General features: G+C 71.9%; 18 protein-coding genes. 10 read left to right on the top strand and 8 right to left on the bottom strand.

Features of this window, described 5'->3' with window-relative positions; all coding sequences use genetic code 11:
- The first annotated feature begins 638 nt into the window (after window positions 1-638).
- Window positions 639-1814, top strand: coding sequence for a lactonase family protein (locus WMF34_RS26735; protein WP_437989547.1), 1176 nt, complete (start codon window positions 639-641; stop codon window positions 1812-1814).
- Between the two features lie 63 nt (window positions 1815-1877).
- On the opposite strand, the gene WMF34_RS26740 is transcribed toward WMF34_RS26735, so the two are convergent.
- Window positions 1878-2531, bottom strand: a complete 654-nt coding sequence (locus WMF34_RS26740; protein WP_437989548.1) for a hypothetical protein — start codon at window positions 2529-2531, stop codon at window positions 1878-1880.
- A gap of 386 nt (window positions 2532-2917) precedes the next feature.
- On the opposite strand from WMF34_RS26740, the gene WMF34_RS26745 reads away from it, so the two are divergent.
- Together WMF34_RS26745 and WMF34_RS26750 are read left to right on the top strand one after the other, a co-directional pair.
- Window positions 2918-3841, top strand: a complete 924-nt coding sequence (locus WMF34_RS26745) for a LysR family transcriptional regulator (RefSeq protein WP_437994670.1) — start codon at window positions 2918-2920, stop codon at window positions 3839-3841.
- Between the two features lie 215 nt (window positions 3842-4056).
- Entirely contained in the window at window positions 4057-4977 is a 921-nt protein-coding gene (locus WMF34_RS26750; protein WP_012237815.1) for a hypothetical protein, read from the top strand.
- Between the two features lie 64 nt (window positions 4978-5041).
- Here WMF34_RS26750 and WMF34_RS26755 read toward each other — a convergent pair whose 3' ends face one another.
- Genes WMF34_RS26755 through WMF34_RS26765 form a run of 3 tightly spaced genes read right to left on the bottom strand, consistent with a single transcriptional unit; the run spans window position 5042 to window position 8602 of the window.
- Window positions 5042-6829 carry a hypothetical protein gene (locus tag WMF34_RS26755; RefSeq protein ID WP_012237816.1) on the bottom strand — a complete coding sequence of 596 codons (1788 nt, stop codon included), beginning with the start codon at window positions 6827-6829 and terminating at the stop codon, window positions 5042-5044.
- On the bottom strand, window positions 6816-7655 hold the full coding sequence (locus WMF34_RS26760) for a S8 family peptidase (protein ID WP_012237817.1): 840 nt from the start codon (window positions 7653-7655) through the stop codon (window positions 6816-6818). Before WMF34_RS26760 ends, WMF34_RS26755 begins: the two co-directional genes overlap by 14 nt.
- A complete protein-coding gene (locus WMF34_RS26765) occupies window positions 7652-8602 on the bottom strand; it encodes a hypothetical protein (RefSeq protein WP_437989549.1) in 951 nt (316 codons plus the stop codon). Before WMF34_RS26765 ends, WMF34_RS26760 begins: the two co-directional genes overlap by 4 nt.
- 533 nt (window positions 8603-9135) lie before the next feature.
- Between WMF34_RS26765 and WMF34_RS26770 the strand changes: the two genes are divergently transcribed.
- The 6 genes from WMF34_RS26770 to WMF34_RS26795 all read left to right on the top strand — a co-directional run bounded on the left by WMF34_RS26770 (window position 9136) and on the right by WMF34_RS26795 (window position 15960).
- On the top strand, window positions 9136-9741 hold the full coding sequence (locus tag WMF34_RS26770; RefSeq protein ID WP_044965832.1) for a hypothetical protein: 606 nt from the start codon (window positions 9136-9138) through the stop codon (window positions 9739-9741).
- A gap of 814 nt (window positions 9742-10555) precedes the next feature.
- On the top strand, window positions 10556-11905 hold the full coding sequence (locus tag WMF34_RS26775; protein WP_437989550.1) for an iron-containing redox enzyme family protein: 1350 nt from the start codon (window positions 10556-10558) through the stop codon (window positions 11903-11905).
- On the top strand, window positions 11902-12210 hold the full coding sequence (locus WMF34_RS26780) for a Rieske 2Fe-2S domain-containing protein (RefSeq protein ID WP_437989551.1): 309 nt from the start codon (window positions 11902-11904) through the stop codon (window positions 12208-12210). Before WMF34_RS26775 ends, WMF34_RS26780 begins: the two co-directional genes overlap by 4 nt.
- Complete coding sequence (locus tag WMF34_RS26785; protein ID WP_437989552.1) at window positions 12207-13472, top strand: ATP-grasp domain-containing protein; 1266 nt, start codon at window positions 12207-12209, stop codon at window positions 13470-13472. Before WMF34_RS26780 ends, WMF34_RS26785 begins: the two co-directional genes overlap by 4 nt.
- Window positions 13469-14722, top strand: coding sequence for a hypothetical protein (locus WMF34_RS26790; protein WP_437989553.1), 1254 nt, complete (start codon window positions 13469-13471; stop codon window positions 14720-14722). Before WMF34_RS26785 ends, WMF34_RS26790 begins: the two co-directional genes overlap by 4 nt.
- Complete coding sequence (locus WMF34_RS26795; RefSeq protein WP_437989554.1) at window positions 14719-15960, top strand: ATP-grasp domain-containing protein; 1242 nt, start codon at window positions 14719-14721, stop codon at window positions 15958-15960. The genes WMF34_RS26790 and WMF34_RS26795 overlap by 4 nt, the downstream gene beginning before the upstream one ends.
- Window positions 15961-16045: 85 nt before the next feature.
- Here WMF34_RS26795 and WMF34_RS26800 read toward each other — a convergent pair whose 3' ends face one another.
- Both WMF34_RS26800 and WMF34_RS26805 read right to left on the bottom strand, forming a co-directional pair.
- On the bottom strand, window positions 16046-16336 hold the full coding sequence (locus tag WMF34_RS26800) for a cupin domain-containing protein (RefSeq protein ID WP_437989555.1): 291 nt from the start codon (window positions 16334-16336) through the stop codon (window positions 16046-16048).
- 199 nt (window positions 16337-16535) lie between these two features.
- Window positions 16536-18569 (bottom strand): ATP-binding cassette domain-containing protein, encoded by a 2034-nt coding sequence (locus tag WMF34_RS26805; RefSeq protein ID WP_437989556.1) that lies wholly within the window; start codon window positions 18567-18569, stop codon window positions 16536-16538.
- 18 nt (window positions 18570-18587) lie between these two features.
- Here WMF34_RS26805 and WMF34_RS26810 point away from each other — a divergent pair, with 18 nt between their 5' ends.
- Window positions 18588-19262 (top strand): hypothetical protein, encoded by a 675-nt coding sequence (locus WMF34_RS26810; protein WP_044965840.1) that lies wholly within the window; start codon window positions 18588-18590, stop codon window positions 19260-19262.
- Between the two features lie 457 nt (window positions 19263-19719).
- Here WMF34_RS26810 and WMF34_RS26815 read toward each other — a convergent pair whose 3' ends face one another.
- Both WMF34_RS26815 and WMF34_RS26820 read right to left on the bottom strand, forming a co-directional pair.
- Complete coding sequence (locus WMF34_RS26815) at window positions 19720-21222, bottom strand: pyruvate kinase (RefSeq protein ID WP_437989557.1); 1503 nt, start codon at window positions 21220-21222, stop codon at window positions 19720-19722.
- Between the two features lie 233 nt (window positions 21223-21455).
- Window positions 21456-23924: a SpoIIE family protein phosphatase gene (locus WMF34_RS26820; RefSeq protein ID WP_437989558.1), complete on the bottom strand. Its 2469-nt coding sequence runs from the start codon at window positions 23922-23924 to the stop codon at window positions 21456-21458.
- Window positions 23925-23937 lie beyond the last annotated feature (13 nt).

The following is a 23937-nucleotide window of genomic DNA, read 5'->3' on the forward strand; positions in this document are numbered from 1 at the left end:
GGCGAGCCGACCCCAGGTTGGGGCAGCGACCGGCGATCTGACCCGGAGGCGACCCCGACCCAGGTTGGGACGACCGACCCCGACCCAGGTTGGGACGACCGCGACCAGCGACCTGACCCGGGGGCGACCCCGACCGAGGTTGGGACGACCGACCCCGACCCGACCCAGGTTGGGCGAGCCAACCCCGACCCGACCCAGGTTGGGCGAGCCGACCCCGACCCGACCCAGGTTGGGCGAGCCGACCCCGACCCGACCCAGGTTGGGCGAGCCGCACAGGTTGGGCGAGCCGCATGTTGGGCGACGCCCAGCTTGGGCGGCGCCAGCGGAGACGTCATCGGTCCCTCGTCACGCAAGGCAGGGCCACGCACGCACGCCGACCAGGCCGCCGCAGGCGGATCGACGCCCGAGTGAAGGGCTGAGGCGCGAAGGAGCGGACCGGTCGACGGCAGCGAAACCGCGGAGGAGCTTCCGCGTAGCAGCGGATGAACCCGCCCGGCGGAACGCGCAGAGCCGCGCGCCCGCGCGCCCGGGGCGGGGCGCGCCGTGCCCGTCGTCACGACGGAGATGCGCCTCGACGATCGACGCACCGACAAGCCCGCGCCGCTGGGTTCGCGGCGCCATTCCCCAGGAGCTTTCTCATGTTTCGCAGCACGATGAGCATCACGGCCCTGAGCTTCGGTCTCTTCGCGGCGGGCGCGCCCGGCGACGCCATGGCGCACGGCAGCGGCGTCCACCGGCACGGCCAGATCTTCGTCATGACCAACGCCGGAGATGGCAACTCCGTGATGGCGTATGATCGGGCGGCGGACGGCTCGCTCTCGTACGCCGGCACGTACGCGACCGGAGGGCTCGGCGCGCCGACCCGGCCGATCAACGCACTCGGATCCCAGGGCTCGCTCGTCCTCAGCGAGGACGGGAAGCTCCTGTTCGCCGTGAACGCGGGCAGCAGCGAGGTGTCGATGTTCCGCGTCGGCCCGCGCGGCTTGACGCTGCTCGACGTGGTCGACTCGGGCGGCGACTTCCCGGTGAGCGTCGCCTCGCACGGCGACCTGCTCTATGTCCTCAACGTGGGTGGCGAAGGCAACATCGCCGGCTTTGAAGTGAACCCGTGCGGCGAGCTCGTCCCGCTCGACGGATCGAACCGCCGCCTCGGCCTCGGCGGCACGACGCCGCCGTCGCTCGGCGCGACGCCGGGTCAGATCGGCTTCTCTCCCGACGGCGAGGCGCTGGTCGTGGCGGGCAAGGGGTCCAATCAGCTCCACGTGTTCCCCATGAGCGGCCGCGGACTGCCCAGCGACGCGCCGGTCACGACGATCTCCAGGGGCCTTGTCCCTTTCGATTTCGCCTTCGATCGTCGCGGCCACCTCATCGTGGCGGAGGTCGGCGGCGACGGCGTGCCCGCGACCGGCGACACGAGCGTGGTGTCCTCGTATAAAATCGGGCACGACGGGAGCCTCGCTGTCATCAGCGACACGGTCGACACCTTCCAGCGGGCGACCTGCTGGATCGCCGGCGCCCCTGGGAGCCGCTATGTCTTCACGGCCAACACGGGCAGCAACACGCTCTCCGGGCTCCAGGTCGACGCCCGGGGCGCGCTGACGCTGCTCGACGACGGCGTGTCCGCCTCGTTCCCCACCGGAACGGCGCCGATCGACCTCACGATGACGCGCGACGGCCGGTTTCTGTACACCCTCAACGCCGGCACCGGGACGATCGCGGCGTTCCAGGTGAGCCGCGACGGCGGCCTGATCCCACGCGGGGAGGCGGGTGGATTGAGGCCCGGCGGCGGCGCCCAGGGCATCGCCGTGCGGTGACGGTCGTTCGTCGGCGTCCAGGGTTTGCCGCGCTCGGTCAGCACGCCGGCCGAGGCGCAGCGCTCACGCGGCGCGGATCACCTCCTCCGCGGCGCGGCGCGGACCGCACACGCCCTCTCGCTCCGGAAAACCCAGCCGGAACGCGAAGGTGAGCTGCCGGTCGCCTAGACCCAGCGCGGTGGTGAACGAGCGCTCCATCGCCGGCGCTCGTCCGAGCATACGCTCCCGGTCGATGACCTCCGGCACCTGGTTCAGCGGGTGCATCGCGATGCCGCGCGCGGTCGCCCAGAGATGCATGCGCTGCCACAGGCGCCCGGCGCGGAGCGTCGCGCCCAGGTCGTAGCGGTCGCGGACCGCGATGACGCCGACGGCGGGATCGCCGGCGAGGTGGACCTCGCGGGTGACGCGGAGCCAGTCGTCGTGCATCTGTTCCGCCGACGGACGCGGCAGCAGCTTGACCGCCGCGGTGAGCAGCGGACCGAGCCCCATCACATCGAGGGTCAGCCCGTCCCTATGGCTCGGTACCGCCTCCGGCGCCAGCCGGAACCACGCGTCGCTGTCCCGCACCATCGCCGCGTCGCGGACGATGGTCTCGGTGGCGCGCAGCGTGTGAGCGGCGAAGCTCTCGCGCTGATCGGGGTGCTCCAGCCAGACGACCTCACCATCGGAGCCCGCTTCGCTCAGGCGCGAGAGCTCCTGGAGCGCGGAACCAGGCACGCGCTGCGCCTGGTACGGGCCGCGGTTCGTGTGCCGCCGGTTGCGTGTTGTGCGGGCTCGCGGCGAGCACCGCGGCGCGCACGAGCTCGGCGAGCTCGCCGCCGCGCTGCCCGCGGAACGCGGTCCAAGGGGCGAACGGCTCGCCCGTCCGAGCGTCGAACACACCCCGGCCGGCAGCGTACCAGCCCGCTCCCGCCGCCACGGCGAGCGTCGCGACGCCTTCCAGCAGGCGCCGCCGCGAGACCTTGAGTTTCCTCTCCATGATGCGCTCCATCCTCCAGAGGACGTCTGACCGGGCTCCGCGAGCGACGGCCATGCGCAGAGATTGAGGCGGCTCGAACGATTAGTACAGGATATCACTCTAATATGATGTATTCGTGTGTCTAATGCCCGAGGCGCTCCCCGACGACCTGAATCTCCTGCTCGCGCTTGACGTGCTGCTGCGCGAGCGGCACGTGATGCGCGCGGCGAAGCGGCTCGGCATCACGCAGTCGGCTGCGAGCCAGCGGCTCGGGCGACTGCGCGAGTTCTTCGGCGATGCGCTGCTCGCTCCGGGGCGGCCGCTGCTGGCCCTCACGCCGCGCGCCGAGGCGCTCGCCGATCCGCTGGCCCAGGCGCTCGCGAGCTTGCGGGCGGCGGTCCAGGCCGGCGCGCCGTTCGACCCAGCGACGTCCGAGCGCCGCTTCGTGCTGCTCGGCAACGACCTGCTGGAGGCGGTTGCGCTGCCGCGGCTCTTGCCCATGCTGGCGCGCGAGGCACCGTACATCACGGTGCAGGTCGACCGCGCCGAAGCGGACTTCGTGAGGCGGCTCGAGCGGGGAACGGCGGATCTCGCGTTCGTCCCGGAGTTCCTCGTGCCCCCGTCGTCACGACAGCTGCGCTTGCCGGAGGAGGGATTCGTGACGCTGATGCGCAGGGACCACCCCGCAGCGTCACGGCGGCTGACCCTGGAGCGCTACCTGGAGCTCGGGCACGTGCTGATCGCTCCGCACGGCATGCCGGGCAGCCTTGTCGATCGCGCGCTGGAAGCTCGTGGGCGGCGGCGGCGGATCGTCGCGCAGGTCCAGCACTTCGTGACGGTGCCTTTCCTGATCGCGGCCTCGGACCTCGTGGTGACGTGTCCAGCGACGGTCGCGGCGGTGTCGACGCCCTTCGGCCTACGCGCGGCCCGGCCCCCCGTCGAGCTCGGCGTGGACCGATCTTCGGCTATCTGGCACGAGCGCGTGCACGACGATCCAGGCCATCGCTGGCTGCGCTCCTGGCTCAGCAAGGCGATCCGCGCGGGCGCGGGCGCGACCCAACCAGGTTGACCTGACCCAACCAGGTTGATCCGACCCAGGTTGACCGGAAGGGGAAACCCGACCCAACCAGGTTGACCTGACCTGACCAGGTTGACCTGACCTGGCCGGGTGACGGAGCACGGTCCGCCATGGCGCCGCCACCCGCTGGCATGGGTAAGTACTTGGTAAGTACTTGAGATCGTTCACCACGATCGTCGGCACGGCTCTTGGAATTCTGCCCGACCATGAGCCAGCCCCGCCAGATCGCGCCCGGCGCAACCTACCTGATCACCCGTCGCGTCCTGCGCCGGCATCTCCTCTTCCGGCCCGACGCAGCCATCACTCAGCTCTTGGTCTACGCCCTCGCGGTCTCGACCCACCGCTACGGCATCGAGGTCCACGCGCATTGCGCGATGTCGACGCACCTGCACCTCGTCGTGACCGACGTGAACGGCGTTCTGCCGCGCTTCCTGCAGTTCTTCCATCGCATCGTCGCGCTCGGTACTAAGGTGCTCCGCGCATGGGAAGGGCCAGTATGGGATCATGAGGCCACGAGCGTGGTGCGGCTGCTGACACACGCGGCGGTGGTGGAGAAGATCGCCTATGTCCTCGCAAACCCTGTGGCCGCTGGACTCGTCCCGCATGCGCATGAGTGGCCGGGCGCCAAGGTGAAGGTGGGCGAGATCGGCCGGGGCGTGTTGTGCGCGGCGCGTCCCGCCGCATACTTCGACCCCAAAAATCCGCAGTGGCCGGAGGAAGCAACGCTGACACTCACGCTGCCGCCGAACATCGAGCATGACAGCGCGGAGGACTTTCGCCATGCCATCGCCGCCGAGCTCGAGAGGCAAGAATTGCAGGCGCAAGCGGAGGTGAAGCAACGAGGGCGCCGCTTCCTCGGCGCCGAACAAGCCGGCAAGGTCTCGCCCCATGAGCGCATCACGAGCCTCGAGGCGCCGCGCTCTGGCAATCCGACGTTTGCTGTCGGCCGCAAGCAGGGTGACGCGTGGCGCGCGGCTCGTGCCGCTGTACGCGGGTTTCGCGCCTTGTACCGCGCGGCGCTCGAGCGGTGGCGTGCCGGCGTGCGCAGCGTGGTATTCCCGACAGGGACGTGGTGGATGTGCACGTTTCACGGCGCCAATATGGCCGATGTTGTGCTCACGATGTAGGTGCTTCGAGGATAAAAGGGCAGGGACAACCTGGGTGAGGTAGCGAGCGCGCGCGGCTCGCGGGTCAACCTGGGTGGCACAGGTTGTTCGTGACGACGAATCCCAGAGCCTCCACGCTCGCGCGAGCGTCGCCGTCCCAGCCGAGCTGCGGATCTAGGCGAAGCTCGCCCGGCGCGAGCACGGCGGGCAGCGCCATCAAACCAACGAGCTCGACCGCATCGAGCTCCGCGCCAGTGTCGCCCGCGAACGGCGGACACAGCACGCGCCCTGTCGGCGCGAACGCCAGCGCAGCGCGCAGCGGCTCACCCAGCGTCGCGCGCAGCACGGCTAGATCGTTGCCGATGGTGGCTGGCGTGGCAGCCGCTGGCCAGATCCATACCGTGATGCCGGGCAGGTCGGCCACGCAGACCGCCATCGCGCGCTCGGGGGGGAGCGCGCGGCCACGGGCACCGAGGGGCGATGCCGCGATCGCGGCGACGATGAGCCCAGGCCGGGCGAGCGTCAACGCCGCGAGCCGACCGAGGTTGCGCTGAGCCGCCGTCCGGCGAGCGGCGATCGCGGCAAGGTGGTCGGGACGATCGTAAACGAGCTCGACCTCGCGCTGCATCGCCACGTGAGGCGAGGTCTGCGCCGCCGCGGCAAGCGCCCGCTCGCGGGCCTCGCCGTCTGGCGCCGGCCCTCCCTTCTCAGGCAGCGGCGCGGCTTGCTCGATTTCCAGACGCTCCCGGAGGAGCTGCGCGACCCGCGAGGACAGACCCAGGGAGCCGAGCGACCAAGCGGCGGAGAACCAGTCCGCTGGCTCCGCGAGCGCGAGCGCCTCGGTCGAGGCGCGATCCCAGGCGGCGAGCGCCTCGCCGAGCGGAAGGCCGAGCGCGCGGAAGAGTGCGCCCGCTTCATCCAGCGCCGCCGCCGCGCCCGGATCGCCGAGATCCCGCCGCGCGCGCCCGATCGCCCTCGAAGCGTAAGCGACCCAGGTTCGGAGTGGCGGCGCGGCGTGCTCGGCCGTCTCGCGGGCGGAGGTCGCGAGCGCGAGGGCGTCGTCGGCGCGGCCGAGCTCGAGCGCAAGCTCGGAGAGGAACGTGAGCGCACGCGCCCGGCCGAACGCGTCGCCGAGGCGCGCGCACAGCCACTCCTGTCGCTGGAGCGGGGCTCGGGCGCGCTCCAAGGCGCCGAGGCCGAGCGCCGCGGCGCCGAGCTGGCCGCAGGCGATCGCCTCGCCCACGGAGTCGCCCCGGCGGCGGTGGAGCTCGGCCGCGTGCTCGAGCAGCGCCTCGGCCGCGCCGTGCGCGCCGAGGGTCACATAGAGCGTGCCGAGCGAGTTCAGGATCTGCGCGCGCTCGCCCAGGAACGGCTCCGAGCGGCGCAGCGCCGACAGCAGCGTGCGCTGCGCAGCCGCCGCGTCGCCGAGGAGCCGCTCGGCCGTACCGCGGTAGTGGGCGGCGACGACCGCGGCGCGGCGTCCGGGATCGCCTGCAGCTGCGATGGCGTCGAGCTCCTCGATGGCGGACGCGCAGGCCGCTCGGACGTCGCGGCGCAAGCGCGCGAGCGCCGCCTCGCACCGCGCGAGGTCCCGGGCCTCGGCGGCCCCTCCTCGGTCGAACGCGGCGACAGCGCCCTCGAGGTGCAGCACGGCCGCGTCCAGCGCCCCCTCACGCAACGCGAGCGCGCCGCGCCCGAAGCCGAGCGCCGCCGCGACGAGCGGCCCGCCCTCGAGCACCGCCGCCGCACGATCGCCGCCGACACAAAGGAGCGCCTCGACGCGGTCGAGCTCGGCGCGGACCTCTGCGCCCGGCGCGCTCCGCAGCAGCCGCGACAGCGGCGACACGCTGTCGATCGGATCAAGCGGGAGCACCGCGCTCCTCCACCCCCTCGCCGCGCGCCCCGCGCGCGAGCCCGTGCAGCGCCGCCTTCACCGCCTCGATCGAGAGCTCCGGCCACGCGGCGCGGATCCGCGCGACGTGCGCGGTCACGTGGGGCGCCGCGAACGACGTACCGGTCCAGCGCCGCTCGCCGCCGCCGGGCGCGGGCGCGAGCACGTCGTCGCCGGGCGCGAGGATCTCGTGGTCGAGCGTGAGCTCGCTCCGGAGCGCCTCCGGGTCCTGGAAGGCCCCTCTGCCGACGCCGATCAGCGACTTGAAGCGGCCTGGATAGGTGCGGAACGCCGCCGCGTTCGGTCCGGCGGCCACGAGCACGACCTCCGCGGTATAGGCGGCGTCCGCGACCTCGTAGAGCTCGACCAGCGAGCGGTAGTCACCCGGGCGGAGCGGCGCGTTCTTCGGGATGTCGATGCCGAGGCTCAGGTTGACCACGGAGAATCGCTCGCGGACGCAGAAGCGCAGCGCGGCGACGAGCCCGTCACGCGAGCACCGCCCGTCATCGCCGAGCGCGCGGACGCTCGTGATCTCGGCCGCGGGCGCCATGCGGTGGACGATGCCGGCGCACGCCGTCCCGTGCCCGCTGAGATCTCCCGGAGCGCACGGCGCGACCCCGTACGCGCCACCGCCAGCGCCGCGCTGGACCAGGGCGACGTGCCGCAGCGCCGCTGCGCGCAGCGCGGGGTGCGAGGCATCGACGCCGGAGTCGATCAGCGCGACGCGCACGCCGGCGCCGCTTCGCGCGCCCGGGCGTGGCGCGCCGTGGAGCTCGCCGCCCGGTCCTGCGGGAGGAGCCGTGGTCACGCGGAGCTCCCCTCCCCTGCGGAGGCCGGCTCCCCTGAATCGCCCGCGCCGCTCGCGTAGGCGTCGATCCGCGCGAGGAGGTCGAGGGCCAGGCGGGCCTCCGCCTCGCCGCGCTCGGCGAGCCTGCCCACCACCGCGGCGAGCTCCAGGCGGCGGCGGTACTCGGGTGTGAGGCGCAGCGCGTGGATGTGCCGCTCCAGCGCGGCGCGGAGCGAGGTCGGCGGCGGAGCCGCCCCTTCCGGAATGGGAGGTTCCGCGCCCGAGGCTGCGCGCCCGCCCGGCCCCGCCGCCGGCTGGCCTGGTGCCTGCGCGAGCAGGTCCGGCATCGCGCGCGCGAAGAGCTCGAAGACGACGCGCTCGGTGCGGAACGACTCCACGGTCAGCGCAAGGACCTCGGCCAGCCGCTCGGCCAGGTCGAGCTCTCGCCCGCCGAGGGGCGCCTCGTGCGAGAACAGCGCGGCGCCGCCCACGGTCGCTGCGCCGACGCGGATGGGCACGAAGATCGCGGACGCCGGCGCGGCGGCCAGGAGCGGCCGGAGCGGCGCGATCATCGGATCGCCGTCGGACAGCTCCACCGCGTGCCCGCCGCCGCCACCGAGCAGGTACGCGAACGGGGTACCGCTCGGCGGCAGCTCCGCGCCCGGGGCGCGGAAGCCGACCGCGTCGGCGACGACAGGGACGGTGAGCCGCCCGAGCGTTTCCATCTCGAGCGCGACGAGCGCCTCCGAGCACGGCATCGCGAGGCACGCGAAGCGCAGGTGCTCCCCGAGCCCGCGCACCCGCGCCTCCACTGCGCCGAGGAGCGCCGCCGACTCGACGGTCGAGAGCAGGTCGCGGAGGCGCGCCGTGAAGGGCGCGAGCGGCGAGCGCAGCGCGTGCGGGTGAGGCGGGAGGGCCCGCGCCGGGGCGGGCGGGACACCCGGCGCGGAGCGGTCGGCGAGCGGCATGGACCGCCGATGCTACCGCCGGAGGGCCCTCAAGCGAACCGCAATGACGCTCGCGCCGAGCCGCTCCGCGCGCCCAACCCGGGTCGCCTCGTCGCGCCCCCAACCCGGGTCGCCTCGTCGCGCCCCCAACCCGGGTCGCCTCGTCGCGCCCCCAACCCGGGTCGCCTCGTCGCCCAACCCGGGTCGCCTCGTCGCGCCCCCAACCCGGGTCAATGCCGGCGATGCCGGCGATGCCGGCGCGCCCAACCCGGGTCGATGCCGGCGCGCCCAACCCGGGTCGCCTCGTCGCGCCCCCAACCCGGGTCGATGCCGGCGCGCCGCCGGCATCGACCCGGTGCAGCGCTGCCGGCGCAGGTGCCACAGGCGGTCTCCTGCCGGGTGAGGTTCCGGTTGACGTGCTCCGAGCCTCTCCTAGCATGCGACGACATGCCGCGATTCGGCTGCCTTGCGCACCGTCCGAAGCGATCGCCCCCGTACGCGGCAGACGGCTCGCGCCCCGCGGCCGCGAGGCCCCTCGATCCGGCGCGGGTGCGATGAGCTCGTCCACCCGCGAGCAGCAGCGCCGCCTCGCCGTCGTCCTCTGGGGTGTCCTCGGCGTCGTGGCCGTCCTGGTCGACGCCATCTACCGCCTCGGGGCCACCGCGGTTCGCATCCTGACAGCCCACGATCTCACGACAGGCCAGCTCGTCCTCCTTGGGGTCTGGACGGTCGCGATCGCCTATTTCGAGGGGTATCGCGGCTTTCAGCAGCGCTTCTCGCCGCGGGTAGTCGCGCGCGCGCTCCACCTCGCGGACCACCGTCGTCCGCTGCACGTGGCGCTGGCGCCGCTCTACTGCATGGCGCTCTTTCACACGACGCGCCGCCGGCTGATCGCGACGTGGGTGCTCATCGCGGGCATCGTGGCGGTCATCGTGCTCGTCCGGCAGATGCCCCCGCCGTACCGCGGGATCGTCGACGCAGGCGTCGCGTTCGCGCTCGCCTGGGGGACCGCTTCCATCCTCGTCTGCCTCGCGCGAGGGCTCGCAGGCCGCCCCCCCGATGTACCGGCGGACGTGCCGGAGGAGGCGCTCCGCCCCGGCAGCGACACCGAGCAGATCGCCAACCAGACCGTGAGAGCGGGCGGCCCCGGCGACGGGTGAGGCCGCGCAGGCGAGCGCACGACTCCTTCCAACCAGGATACCCGCGCAAGCGGCCAATCTGCACGGCAGCGGCGCCCCGTCAGGCGAGCGCCCTATCCCCCTCGTTCGGCACGGCCCCCTGCTCGCCCTGAGCCGAACCGCCTTGCGGCCTCACCTGTCGCCTCCTGCTCATCGCCGCTGGCGTCGCGCTCGTCGGCGGCAGACCCTTTATAAACACTCATTCTCAACAGACACCTACGCACAACCATGGAGGCCGCCTCATGAACAAGAGCGGCGCCGATGCCGAACTCGGCAGGACAGCACACGGGGGCCAACGTGTGGATCCGACGAGCCGGCGCGGCCTTTTACGCGAAACACCGCGCCCGTGATGAGCCCGTTACCCAGCTGAAAAGGCGCGGCACGGGCGCTGTCCGTGGGCGTCCCGATGCGCCCGGCCGATAGGCAGCCCGTATGTCGCTCGAAGCGCCGGTGCTTAGCGCACGAGCCCGAGAAGCGTCGTCCAGTCTGCCCGCATCGCATCCAACCGTTGCTCGATCGAGCAAGACCCCTACGCGCAGAAGCCCTGCCGAGCGCCATGACCTCGCGGAGGATCTCCCGCTGCCCGCCAGAGGGGTGCGCGCTTCGTCAGATCCAAGCCGCTTCGACCTTCCGTGCGGGCATGGTCTGTGGATTGCACTCGCGCGCCGAGCCTGAGGGCGACGACCCCACCCAATTGTGCCGAGCACGGTGCGCTGCGAGCGCCGCTCGGGCTCGTGCGTCGGCACCCACACGACCGCCAAGCTCGCAGCCAGACGAACGCCAAGAAAGCGAAGCGATGCACTCGATTCAACAGTATCTCTCCTCCCCCGCCTTCGATCTACCGGCCGACCTCTTGCCGAAGACCCCGTGGAACAGGCCGTTTCGCAGGCAGGATCTCGGCTCCGTCGATCTCCTTGGGCCGCTCGCGGCCAGCGAGCTGTCGACGAACCGCTCCCTGGCTATCCATCGAATCCTTCTCAACATTTATGAACAGTCCATGCTCTTCCTGCCGCAGCGCCGCTTCGAGAGCCACGACCTCCCGTCCTTCCGAGCGTTCTACGATCCCGACAACGTCGCCCTCGGCCAGTCCAACCGCGTCGCTCTCGAGCGCGCCGCGTTCTCGTTCCTGGACGACCATGAGATCAAGGTGACGGGGAAGTGGGAATGGGAGCATCTGGAGCAGTACTTCCTCGGCGTGATCGAGCGGTATGAGGAGGAGCCTTGCAGCCTCACCGCTCGAATCGATGCCCTGGACTCCCCGACGACAGCCTATCGGTACCTGCTCATCCAGCAGGCGTCGGACTTCCTGAGCGAGGCGTCTGCCATGGGACGCGCCATGCTCGGGAGCTTCGGCGCCACCCAATCGGAGCTGATGAAGGTGTTCATCGACGAGTACGGGTATGGTGTCCATGACAGGAAGCACTCGACCCTGTTCGAGCGCTGCTGCAGCTCGGTCGGGCTCGACCCCGAGCCGCACAGGTACTACTTCCACTATCTCCCAAGCTCGATAGCCCTGACGAATTACTTCCACCACGTCTGCTCGAACAAGCACCTCTGGTTCCGTTACCTCGGCGCGCTCTACTACACCGAGGCGTCGATCCCTCACTTCAACAAGGCGCTGAGCAGGGCTCTGCGCAGGGCGTTCGAGGGGGCAGGCGTCGACACGCGCTACTTCGACGAGCATGTGCACATCGATCAACATCACCGCAGGATGGTGCTCGATGATGTCATCAGGCCGACGATCGCGCTCTGCGGCGCTCAAGTGATCCCGGAGATGGTCATCGGGTTCGAGTCGTTCCGCTTGCTCCAGGGCCTCGCCGACCGGGACTACCTCGAGCAAATGGCGTTCGTCGAAGACCTGGAGCGAAGCCGCAAGGGTGGCTTCAAGGTCGCTCGTCGCGCGTACGAGGCCGTCGATGCGCCCCTTGCGTTCTCCGAGCCCAGCGGCGAGATCTCCTACTCCCACATCCACGATCACGACGAGCTCTTCACGGTAGAGCTCGGCTCGATGGAGTTCTTCGCCGGAATCACCCCTGTCGTCCTCGAGGCCGGCGACAGCATCATCATCCCCGCGGGCCGCCTCCACGGCTCGCGCGTCATCAACGAGCCGTGCACGTATCGGGTGCAGAAGGTACGTCGACGATGAGCCCCGAGAAGCAAGCCCGCGGCGCGTGCGTCATGTCACGCGCGCGCGCCGACAAGGGTCCTTTCTACGCCCTCGGAAGGCGCGTCTTCCTCCTCGAGTGGAGGAGCGCCACCTATGTGATCCCGGATTACTGCCCGCATCGCGGCGGGCCGCTCAGCCTCGGCACGAGGAGCGAGGACCCGTGCGCGATCAGGTGCCCGTGGCACGGCATGAGCAACCATATCAGACCCATGACGGAGCGGGCGATCCCCGCCGTCCAGGTCGGCGACGCCATTTCGTTCATACTGACCGAGGATCGATCATGACGAGCATTCTGTTGGTGATGCGTAAAGGCTACGGCATCCACGGCGATCACATCGAGACGCTTCGCCGCCTCGGGCTGTCGGTCCATCTCCTCACCGAAGTACCCCAGGCGGCGGACGACCCGCGCTTCGCCAGCGTCATCCGGATCCCCCCCGCAGAGAGGGAGAGCGCGGTGGACCGCGCGATCGAGTATTGCCGCGCCCACGGCATCAGCCTCGCCGTCACGTTCCAGGAGACGGACATCGAGGTCTGGGCAGCCATCAACGCGGCGCTGGGGGCGAGCACGGCCTCGCCCGCGGCGGCGGCCATCGCGCGAGACAAGTCCAGGCAGCGCCGCTTCCTCGCGGAGCATGGCCTGCCGACCCCGGCGTTCCTCGAGGTCGTCGACGTCGAGCAGGCCTGCATCGAGGCAGAGCACATGGGCTTCCCGCTCATCGTCAAGCCGACCCGCGCGGCGTCCAGCATGCACGTGACCCTCGCCACCAGTACAGCCGAGCTGCGGTCCCGGCTGACCGCGATCGAGACCCTCGCGCGCAGCGGAGCGGGAAACTACTACGCAGGGAAGATCGAGACCTTCGCCCTGCTGGAGGAGTTCCTCCCTGGCGACGAGGTGACCCTCGACGGGGTGGTGATCGACGGGGAGCTCCACCTGGGTGGCATTCATAACAAGATGCGCATGCCCGGACCGTTCTTCGAGGAAGATCTCTACTCGCTGCCGTTCAAGCGCCCCGAGGAGGAAGCTGGGCTCTTCGATATCGCGGACCGGATATGCCGGCGCCTCGATCTGCGGAGATCGCTCTTCAACGTCGAGCTTCGCAAGGACGCCGGCGGCGCCTACCGGGTCGTGGAGTTCAGCCCGCGCGTCAGCGGCGGGCATGTCTACCGGAACATCCGCGACGTATACTCGATCGACCTCGTCGCGGCGCACGTCGCGTCGTGCGTGCCCGCGCGCTCCGGCCTCGTCGAGCACGCGCTCCGTCGCTCGGCCCCACGGATGGCGACCTGCATCAAGTTCGTCTATCGGAGCGGGCGGGTCGTCGAGAACCACAGCGGGCCGGCGAGCCTCTCGGAGTCGTTCGTCGCGTATTTTCCGACTGCGCGCCCGGGGGCGATCGTCCGGGCTGCGCCCAGAGGGTTCGATATCACCGGGCTGCTCTCGGTGAAGGGGCTCTACCGAGGGCCTGGAGACATCGAGCGAGTCGAGCATGGCGCGGGCGAGCTCGAGGGCGCGCTCGGCCTCGTGATTGTGAATGAGGCACCATGAGAATGCGCAAGTACTGGCTCATCGCGCTGCTCGCCGTGACGCTGTCCGGCGACACGATGCTCACGGTGGCGCTCGTCTGGACGGCGCTCGCCAGCAGCAAGTCCACGCTGCCCCTGGGCCTGACGCTGGCCCTGATGAGCGTGGCGCCCTATGCCCTGCAGTCGGCGTTCCCGCAGCTCAAGTCGTGGATCTCACGCGCCCCTTTGCACGCCTTCGCAGCGGCGCGCGGGGCGGGGCTGCTCGTGGCGGTCGGCGCCCTGCTGTTGCCGTCGCCCATGCCCCTCTGGACGCTCTATGGCGTGGCCGGGGCGTTCACGATTACGGTGTTCATCGTCCAGCAGTGCATCGAGACGACGATGGCGAGCCTGGTGCTGCGCGACGTGCTCAGCGCCGGAGAAGCGTCGCGGATGTCGCAGACGAGCATCCAGCTGGGCGCCTTCACGGGCGGGGCGCTGGGCGGCATGCTCCTCGAACGCGCGGGAATTCGCTTTACCTTCATCGCCCTCATCGGGACGCTCGCCGTCGGATCCCTGATCCCCGCGCTGCTCCGCGACGAGGTGGGCGGCGTGCAGCGCGGCCGGCAGCTGCCAAGCCGAGATCCAGGGCCGCAGGTGCGCCCCGCGCGGCCCTCGCGCTCGTCGTCCCGGTCTCTGTTGCTCTGGCTCGCGCTGCTCGGCGTGCTGGTGCTCACGATCCAGCTCGGGTCGTACAACTATCTCTTCCCCATCGTCATGCAGAAGGGCAAGCTGTGGCACGCGAGCGACTATGGATTGGTGAGCGCGTCCGCGGGAGTGGGCGCCCTGCTCGCCTCCCTGATCGTCGTGGCGCAGCGGGCAGAGCGCTGGCAGGTCCTCGCGTCGGTGTTCGTGATCGCGCTCGCGGATACTGGGCTGTGGATCACGAGGAGCGTCGTCGTCGCCATGGCGCTCACGTTCGTGCTGGGCTACGCGTTCAACACGCTGCGGATCCGCCAGCGGACGCTGATCTTCGAGAACGTCGCGAGCGACCGAGAGGGCGCGGAGTGGGCCGCTCGCACGACGGTGGTGTTCCAGGTGACCAAGGCCGCGCTTCCCATCCTCCTCGCGCTCGTCATCGACGCGTCCGGCGTCACGCGCGCGGGACCTGGCTTGGCGATCGTGGGGTGCGCCGTCGCCGCGGTGCTCCTCTTCATAACAACTCAGCAAGGGCGGCACGCCTCTCTCGTGGCGATCGCGAGGTCCACGGCGCCGTCATCGGGTGCGTGTCAATGAAACGTCTCCTCCTGATTGAAAGCGGAAAGGAAAGCTATCGCTCGTTCACCTTCGAGGCGCTGCGCCGAGGCGGGATCGACCTCGTCCTGGCGGCGAAGAGCCCGCCGACATGGCAGCAGCGCTACCTCGGCGGCTTCGTGGAGGCCGACGTGGACGGCCCGAGCTTCCGTGAGCGCGTCCTCGATCACCACCGGCGGCAGCCGGTCGACGGGGTGCTCACGTTCGTCGAGCGGCTCGTGCCGCTGGCCGCGGAGCTCGCCGCGGACATGGGGATCCGCGCGCCGACGCTGGCGAGCGCGCGTGCGGCGCGCGACAAGCACGAGATGCGCCGCCGCTTCGCCGCGGCGTGCATCCCGGTGCCCAGGGTGCTGTTGATGACCGACGTCTTGACGCGACGTCCGCCTGACTTCCCCATGCCCGCCGTGGTCAAGCCGATCATGGGGTTCGCGTCTCTGAACGTCTTCAAGATCGGCGCGTGGTCGGAGCTCGGCTGGGCCGAGGAGGTGATCGCGAAGGACAATCATCCCACGCTGCCCGACCCAGGGGGCGGCTACATGATCGAGGAGTACATCGATGGCCCCGAGTACAGCGTCGAATCGGTCGTGTCGGGAGAGCGTATCGTACACTACGGGATCACCCGGAAGATCACCTCTCCGGAGCCGTTCTTCGAGGAGGTGGCGCACGTCACTCCGGCGCCGCTGTCAGCGGAACAGAGAGAAGCCATGCTGACCATGACCGAGAGAGCGCTTCGCGCCCTCGATCTCGACCACTGCGCGACCCACACAGAACTCCGCATATCGAGCAGGCGCGGCCCGATGATCATCGAGGTGGCGGCGCGGCTCGGCGGCGACAAGATTCCCTTCCTCGTCGAGCTCAGCACCGGCGCGAGCCCCAGCCTCGCGGCAGGCCGAGCAGCGCTGGGCATGCCGGTCCCACCTGCCAGTCCGCCGGCGCGATGCCTGGGGATCTGCTTCTTCGTGCCGCGCGAGCCCGGGGTCACGCGCAGCGGGGTCGAGGAGCGTCCTGCGATCGAAGGCCTCCTCGAGTTCGAGTACTGGACGGGCGCCAGGACCGAGGTGAAGGTTCCGCCGGAGCAGTTCTTCACCCGGCTCGGGTATGCGCTCGTCGAGGGTCGCTCTGCCAGCGAGGCAGTTGCGCGGATGGCCCGAGTGATCACCCGGGTCGAGCAGGTGATCGGGGTACCGCTCGTGGCGGATATCGAGCCCCGTCTCCTCTGAGATCGCCTCCCTCCCCAGCGCCAGCCGGGCCGCGCGCCGTGGGCGATCACGAGCCGCGGCGCTCTGCTCGGCCGCGCGCCTGCTCTCAGGGGCTGCCGGCCCGCTCGATCACGAGGATCCGTGCCTCGCCTACCGGATGGGCCGCGTGCTCGTCCCCTTCGTCTGCACGGAAGACGTCGCCCGCCTCGAGGCGCACGCGCTGCACATCGCCGTCCATGCGGACGTGCATCTCGACCACGCCGTCAAGGACCGCGAAGACCTCCACACCGTCATTGGTGTGCCACACGTAAGGTTGGTCGGTCCAATGCAGCCGAACCGTCGCACCGTCGATCCGGGCGATGTCCAGGGCTTCCCACGGGCGCTCTGCCCGAAACAACCGAGCATTGAATGCTTGAATGATGCCCCCTCTTCCTGTGCGGGCCTGCGACGCCGCTGCACCTCGGCGGCTCGGGCGGTCCAGACCGTGGCAGCTGCCACCCGGACCACCGAGAGGTTACCATCCCCCTTCGGCCGAGCCAACCAGCGGAGGCATGTACAAGCTGGATTGAGCGAACAAGGTGAGAATCCTGATCGGGTCAGCTCGAAGCCGGCCTCACGGGAGCAGGCGCTCGCTTCAGCGCCTCGGCCAGGAGCGACCGATAGAGCGGCGAGCTCTCGCAGAGGGATTCGTGCGTGCCCACCGCCGCGACCCGACCGCCGTCGAGCAGCACGTTGAACGTCGACCTGAGGAGGTGCGGCGCGTGGGTCACGACGATGGCCGTGCGCCCGGCGGCGACCTCGCACGCCATGCGGAGGACCGCCTCGGCGGTGGCGCCCGGCAGGCCCGCCTCCGGCTCGTCCAGCACGAAGACCCGCGGCTCGCGCAGCAGCACCCGCGCGAGCAGCAGCCGCCGCGCCTCACCGCCCGAAAGGCTCGGCGGTGAGGCGCGCACCTCCGTCGCGAGGCCGCGCGCGGGCCGCGCCTCGCCCTCCGCCGGCGGCGCGCCTGCGAGCTCGTCGAGCTCCACCCGGCGGAGCGCCTCGCGCATGCGCTCCTCCGTGGGCGCGGGCTCGAGGCCGAGCGCCAGGTTGTCCGCGATGCTCCGCTCGAACAGCCGCGTCGATTGCCCCACCACGCCGAACAGCCGCGGGAGCTCCTCGGGCGGGATCTGCCGCAGATCCACGCCGCCCACGGCGATCGCGCCCGACGACGGCTCGTCGAGACGCAGGAGCAGGCGCAGGAGCATCGACTTGCCGCTGCCGGAGCGACCGCAGACGCCGACCACCGCTCCGGCGGGGATCGAGAGCGACACGCCATCGAGGACGGGGCGGCTCGCGCCCGGCGGCGTGAACGTGACCCCCTCGAAGGCGATCGACAGGGGGCGCCTCGCCTCGCCGTCCAGGCGCACCGCGAGGCCGCCGGAGGGGCGCGGCGGGTGCTCGGGCAAGCGCAGCAGCGCGAGCGTCGCGCGCAGCAGGGGGGCGCGCTCGATGAAGCCGGCGCGGAGGGCATCGAGCGCCTCGAGGCGCGCCATCAGCAGCGGCACCACGAGCAGGAGCTCTCCGACCTCGCCCGCGCCGGCGCCCCCGCGAGAGGCCGCGAGCGCGGCGACGATGACGAGCGGCGAGAGCGCCGCGAGCGTGCCCTTGATCTGGCCGGAGACGGCGAGCGCCTGGCCGAAGCGGCGGCGCGCGTCCGCGACCCGGCGCGCAGCCACGGCGAGCTCTCCCTCGGCCTGGGCGCGCGCGCCGAGCAGCCGGAGGTCCTCCGCTCCCGAAAGCGCCTCGCCCACCGCGCCGAAGACGGCCGTGTCGGCGTGCTGCATCTCCCGCATCGCGCGCGCCACGCGGCCAGAGGCCCGGTCCGCCGCGAGGCGCGAGGCCGCGAACAGCGCCGCGCCGCCCGCGAGGACGAGCGCCATGCCGCTCGAGAGCAGCGACGCGGCGAGGACCGCGAGCGTCGCGAGCGCCTGGGGCAAGCCGGTCGCGACGGCGATCGCGAAATCGGCGACGAGGCCGGCGTCCCGCGCGATCGCGAGCCGCACGACCTCCGCGCCCCGGACGGGCGGCGCGGGCCCGGCGCTCGGCGGCCGCGGCGCGGGTCCCGCCGCCTGCGCCGCGATGAGCGCGCGCCCGGCGGCGTCCACGTCGCGGGGCGAGGCGGAGAGCGCCGCCCGGAAGAGCGCGACGCGGAGCGCGGCGGTGAGGTCGCCGCCGAGCTCCGAGCTCTTCCGGCCCGAGAGCACCGCCAGGGAGGCCGACACGAGCGTGGCGCCGAGCGCTGCGAGGACCACGGCCGCCGGCGGTGCGCCGGCGAGCAGCCGGGCGAGCGCGCCGCCGATGCCGCCCGAGGGCGGCGCCTCGCGCCCGGAGACGGCGCCGAGGGCCACGCCGGCGATCGCCGGGAGCAGCCCGGACAGGGCGCCCGCGAGCGACGACAGCGCCACGACGAGGGCGAGGCGCGCGGCGGCGCTGGAAGAGCCGCCTCGCAGGCCGCCCGATGACGACGACATGGGCGACGTGCTCCCCTCGCGCAGCGAGCGAAGACCGATCCGCAGGATCGCGAGGAGCGCGCGCATCGACGTGCGATGCCACGGTACACTGCCGGCGCTGTTGCGCGCGACGCGCATTCGATCGACCCTCTCCTCGTGCGCACCGCGCTCGTGGCCCTGCTCCCGCTGCTCGCGGCCTGCGAGCGCCCGTCGCCCGCGCCGCCGGCGGGGGCCGACGCCGGGGCGCTCACCCCCTGGGCGCGCGGCGCCGCCGCGTCGCTGGACGACCGCGGCGCCCGCCTCCGGGCGGACAGCGCGCCAGCGGTGGGGTCCGTCGAGCCGGATGCGCTCGAGGAGATCCTCGCCGCCGCGCGGGAGGCCGCCCCCGGGCCGGCCGATGGCGTGAGGGTCGCGAAGATTGGCACGAGCACAGGGCTCCCAGCGCCCTCCGCGCTCCCGCCGGAGCCGGCGCCCGCCCCCGCACCTGCCTCCCGCTCGCGCGTCGAGATCGGCGCGCCCATGGTGCAGGCCAACATGTCGAGCCCGGCGATCGAGAAGGCGGCGCGGGCGCAGCTTTACTGGGACCTCGTGCAGCGCTGCCGCGGCCCGGGCGGGAGCCTGCTGCCGCCTGACGCCATCCGGGTGGAGTTCAACGTCGACGCCGAGGGCTATATCGTGGTGCCGACGATCATCGGGAGCGCGTCCGACCCCCGCTACGACGAGGCGGCCACCTGCATGCGGCGGGAGCTGTCGGGCGCAGCGTTCCGCGCGCCGGCGGGCGCGCGCGGCCTCCCAACCCGGGTCGACGCCACCGTGCCTTCGGTTGACTGAGCCGGAGCTGAACCCGGACTCCCAACCCGATGAAAGCGCCCAACCCGGGTCGGCCAACCCGGGTCGGCTCGACGCCCTCAACCCAGGTCGGGTAGCGCCCAACCGGTAGCGCCCAACCCGGGTCGGGTTTGTGGGTCGGCCGGATCGGCGCCCAACCCGGGTCGGCCACCCCCCAACCCGGGTCGGCCACCCCGCGCCCAACCCGGGTCGGCCACCCCCCAACCCGGGTCGGCCAACCCGGGTCGGCCACCCCGCGCCCAACCCGGGTCGGCCACCCCGCGCCCAACCCGGGTCGGCCACCCCGCGCCCAACCCGGGTCGGCCACCCCCCAACCCGGGTCGGCCACCCCGCGCCCAACCCGGGTCGGCCACCCCCCAACCCGGGTCGGCCAACCCCAACCCGGGTCGGCCACCCCCAACCCGGGTCGGCCACCCCCAACCCGGGTCGGCTCGACGCCTCAGTCGAGGCGTGAGACCCCGAGCGACCGCATGAGCGCCCGCTTCTTGTCCTGGTGCTCGTGCATCCGGCGGAGGACGTCGACCACGAAGGCGACCGTCGCGACGATGTTCTCACCCTGGTTGAGCATCACGCACTCCGCGCGCGAGCTCATCGCCGCGTCCGTCACCTCCCCGCGGGTCGGCACGCCGGTCTTGTTCAGGCTCTCGAGCACCTGCGTCGCCCAGATGGCGGGGACCAGCGCGGCCTCGCAGAGCCACAGGAGCTCCTCCTGGACCTCCGCCAGCCGCATGAACCCCATCTCGACGGCCATATCGCCGCGCGCCAGCATCACCCCCACGTTCTCGCTGCGCATCGCCGTGAGCAGGAGCCTCGGAAACCGCGCGAACCCAGGCGTCGTCTCGATCTTGAGGACGATCCCGAGGTGAGCGGCCTCGCGCGCGGCGAGCTCCGCCTGGAGGCGCTCCACATCGGAAGGAGACCGAACGAACGAGAGCCCCACCATGTCCGCGTGGCGCGCGATGAAGCCGAGATCCTCCAGATCCTTCGGCGTGAGCGACGGGATCCCGAGCTCGGTGTCCGGAAAGTTCAGGCCCTTTCCTGACTTCAGCTTCACGGATCCCTGGCGCGCGAAATCCACCTCCACGAGCGCGGCGCCCTCGGTCACGAGCTTGACCGTGCCGCCGAGCCGCCCGTCGTCGTAGAACACCCGGTGCCCGGGCCGGAGGTCGTCCACGACCTCCGGGATGGTGCAGCCGAGCGCGAGCACCTCCCCTGCGCCGGTGCTGCCCGCCGAGGGGCGCGCCCGCTTCACGTCCTTGCAGAGCCAGAGCCAGGGCCGCTCACCCCGCTCGGACAGCGTGACGCGCGCCGAACCCCCGTCGATCTTGCTCACGCGCGGATTGGGCCCGGCGATGTCGCAGAGGACCTTGCACCGGACCCCGGTCTCCCGCCCCGCCTCCCGGAGCCGCTCGATGAGCCCGGCCCACGCGCCCGCGTCCTCCTTCGCGCAGTTGATCCGCGCGACGTCCATCCCGCCCTCGATCAGCCGCTTCAGCTCCCCCTTCCGCGCGTCCCCGGGCAGCGTCACCATCACCCGCGTCGTTCGCCCCTGGCGCCCCTCCCCGAGCAGCACCCGCGCGTGCTCCTCGAGCAGCGCGCCCCCCGAGGCGAACGTGGTGGGCGACTCGCCGGGAGGCCGCACCTCGGGGCGCCGCGCGAGCGCGTCGAGCGCGCCGCGCACGGCGTCGAGGGAGGCCAGCGCGCAGCGCTCCAGGCGCCCCAGCGAGCTCAACCCGAGCGACGCGAGCTGCCGCTGCAGATCGCGGATGTCCTGCTGCCGGACAGCGAGGTAGTGCAGCAGGTTCGTCGCTCCCGCTCGGTGCTTCGGGTGCACCGCATCGATCAGGTGCCGGTTGCGCTGCTCGTGCTCGATGGCGCTGGCACGCAGCGCCTCGACGGCGGCGAGGGCGCGCTCGACAACCTGCAGGTCGGGGTAAACCATGGTGCGATCTCCGGGCTCCGGCGCGCGGCCCCTCGCGTCCGCTGCAGCACACCGCGGCCGCGGCCGAGGCGGCCGCGCCGCGCCGATGAGTCCAGCATCGCGCGCAGGGCCAGTCCAGCGCCCCACGCCGGAAGACCACGGGCGAGGACGGAACGTCTCCATTCCTCCACAGAAGCGTCATCGAGCGCCGCCATGCAGCGACGACGCGACAGTTTTAAGGATAGCCCCCGGCGCTATGCCGGCGCCCGGTACCGCGCCACGACGACCGTGATGTCGTCGTCCGGGCTCGGGCACCACCCCTCGACCTCCCTCAGGATCCTGTCGCGGATCGCCTCGACCGGCGCGGTCTGCACGGCCTCGATGGCGGTGCAGAGCCGCTCCAGCCCGAACTGCTCGCGGTGCGCGTTGCGCGCCTCCGTCACCCCGTCGCTGTAGAGCACGAGCACGTCCCCGTCCTCCAGGACGAACTGGGCGTCCCGTGTCACCTCGTCGATGACGGGCAACACGCCGATCCAGACGCCCGAGCTCGGGATGCACACGCACCGCCGCGTGCGCGCCGAGCACACGATGATGTCGTCGTGCGCCCCGGCGAACGTCACCCGCCCGCCCCGCTCGTACCGGAGCAGGAGCAGCGTCGCGTGCTCGTCCCGCTTCAGCCGGCTGCGCACGTTCTTGTAGAGCGCCTTGTTGAGCGCCGCGAGCAGCTCGCTCGGGCTCGCGCCCGGGTCCCTGCTCGTCAGCGCCGACACCATGCTCTGGATCATCAGCATCACGAGCCCCGCGGCGAGCCCGTGCCCCGCGACGTCGCCGATCCCGAGCCACCCCCCCTCGGGCGTCGCGATGACGTCGTAGTAGTCGCCGCCCACCTCGGCCGCCGGCGTCATGGCCGCGGAGAGCTCCAGCCCCTCGATGTGCAGCCGCTCTGGCACCAGCGTCGTCTGGAGCCGCGCCGCGAGCGCCGTCTCCTGCCGCTCGCTCTCCTGCTCCAGCCGCTCGCGCAGCTCCACCTGACGCACCATCTCCCGGTGCAGCGCCACCGTCTTCACCGCGGAGCCGATCTGGAGCCGCAGCGCGTCGTAGACCATCTCGTTCATGCCGCTGTTCAGCGCCATCACCCCGAAATACTCGGTGTCACCGAACGTGAGCGGCATCACGACGACGCTCGTGCGCTCGCTCGAGCTCAGGAACCCGGGAGGGGCCAGGGAGCGCGACGGGAAGCTCTCGGTCGGCGGCGCCAGCGCGCGGCCGTCCTCCATCAGGAACAGCGTCTTCAGGGTGGCTCGCTGGGCGTCGTCGTAGAGCGAGACGGCCGCGCGCGTGAAGTGCAGCCTGGGCATCTCCGAGGCCAGCATGCGCTGGAAGAGGGGCAAGCTCAGGCACGTCGAGAACCACCGCCCGCTCCAGCTCAGGTCGATCGAGGCGACCTCCACGTCGAGGCGCTGCCGCCCCTCGACGCGCACGGACGCGCTCCCGATGAGGACGCGGCACGCATGCCACAGCTGCTCCAGGGCCTCGTTCACGGCGGCGTCGCCCCCCTCCTCGACCGGCCGCCGGAGCCGCGCGCGCAGGAGCGTCACCACGCCCTGGAACAGATCGAGGAACACCCCCTCGCGCCCGGCCGTGTCGAGGACGCGCTCCAGCACGTGCAGGAAGCACCCGTCGTGGCCCTCGAGCTCCTCTTCCAGCGCCGACAGGAGCCCGCCCGCCCAGCCGTCGAGCGACGCGGCCGGGATCCCCACGGCCTGCTCGAGCGCGCGCTCCAGCTCGTCGCGCCGGCCGCCGAGCGACATCGCCCCGAGGCGCGGCGGGTTCGTGAGCGGCCGCGTCGCGATCGCCTGGTACGCGCAGCCGCAGGACTCGCGCCGCGTGAGCTCGATCTGCTGCATGTTCCGTTCCGGGACGGACTCGCCGTCGAGCATGCGCACGACCGTCTCGAGCGCGATCTCCCCGAGCCGCTTGATCGGCTGGCGAACCGTCGTCAAGGACGGCTTCGCGTAGCGCGCGACGCCCACGTCGTCGAAGCCGCACACCAGGATGTCCCTCGGCACGTGGAGGCCCCGCGCCTTCAGGAGCTCGATCGCGCCGAGGGCCATGTTGTCGTTCGCCGCGACAACGGCGTCGATCTCGACCCCGCGGTCCAGGATCTCGGCCATCGCGGCGCGGCCCGTGTCGATCGTGAACTGGCCGCTCGCGACGAAGCGCTCGTCGTACGGGATCGCCCGCGCGGCGAGCGCCTTGCGGAACGCGTCGGCACGGATCCTCGCCTCCCCGTTGTTGACCGGACCGCCGATGTACGCGACGCGCCGGCACGCGTGATCGTCGAGCAGGTGGCCGGCCGCCATCTCGATCCCGAGGCCGTTGTCCACGACGATGCTCGGGATGCCCTCCAGCGGGATCCCGATGCTGCACAGGGGCATCGGCGCGTAATCCAGGCAGAAGCGCTGCACCCCCTCGGCGCCGACGAAATTGCACAGCGTCGCCGACGCGACCACGATGCCGTCGACCGCCTCCGCGCTGACGAGGCGGTAGATGCTGTTCTGGGCGGCCTCGGAGGGACCGTGGGCGGAGAGCGTCTCCCCGACGGCGATCACGAGGTTGACGTCGTGCGCCTCGGCGGCGCGCTCGACCCCGATCCGCAGCGCGGATTGGTACTCGCCGCGCACATAGTCCATCACGAGGGCGATCGTCCGGCGCTTCTTCATCTTGTCCTGCGGC

The organism is Sorangium sp. So ce145, from assembly GCF_051525985.1.
GTDB classification, from domain to species: domain Bacteria; phylum Myxococcota_A; class Polyangia; order Polyangiales; family Polyangiaceae; genus Sorangium; species Sorangium cellulosum_B.

Coding starts and splice junctions, on each gene's coding strand:
- WMF34_RS26785 (WP_437989552.1), top strand. CDS start 12,207: ATGACGAGCATTCTGTTGGTGATGCGTAAAGGCTACGGCATCCACGGC.
- WMF34_RS26780 (WP_437989551.1), top strand. CDS start 11,902: ATGAGCCCCGAGAAGCAAGCCCGCGGCGCGTGCGTCATGTCACGCGCG.
- WMF34_RS26765 (WP_437989549.1), bottom strand. CDS start 8,602: ATGCCGCTCGCCGACCGCTCCGCGCCGGGTGTCCCGCCCGCCCCGGCG.
- WMF34_RS26735 (WP_437989547.1), top strand. CDS start 639: ATGTTTCGCAGCACGATGAGCATCACGGCCCTGAGCTTCGGTCTCTTC.
- WMF34_RS26775 (WP_437989550.1), top strand. CDS start 10,556: ATGCACTCGATTCAACAGTATCTCTCCTCCCCCGCCTTCGATCTACCG.
- WMF34_RS26790 (WP_437989553.1), top strand. CDS start 13,469: ATGAGAATGCGCAAGTACTGGCTCATCGCGCTGCTCGCCGTGACGCTG.
- WMF34_RS26815 (WP_437989557.1), bottom strand. CDS start 21,222: ATGGTTTACCCCGACCTGCAGGTTGTCGAGCGCGCCCTCGCCGCCGTC.
- WMF34_RS26805 (WP_437989556.1), bottom strand. CDS start 18,569: ATGCGCGTCGCGCGCAACAGCGCCGGCAGTGTACCGTGGCATCGCACG.
- WMF34_RS26770 (WP_044965832.1), top strand. CDS start 9,136: ATGAGCTCGTCCACCCGCGAGCAGCAGCGCCGCCTCGCCGTCGTCCTC.
- WMF34_RS26745 (WP_437994670.1), top strand. CDS start 2,918: ATGCCCGAGGCGCTCCCCGACGACCTGAATCTCCTGCTCGCGCTTGAC.
- WMF34_RS26795 (WP_437989554.1), top strand. CDS start 14,719: ATGAAACGTCTCCTCCTGATTGAAAGCGGAAAGGAAAGCTATCGCTCG.
- WMF34_RS26750 (WP_012237815.1), top strand. CDS start 4,057: ATGAGCCAGCCCCGCCAGATCGCGCCCGGCGCAACCTACCTGATCACC.
- WMF34_RS26820 (WP_437989558.1), bottom strand. CDS start 23,924: ATGAAGAAGCGCCGGACGATCGCCCTCGTGATGGACTATGTGCGCGGC.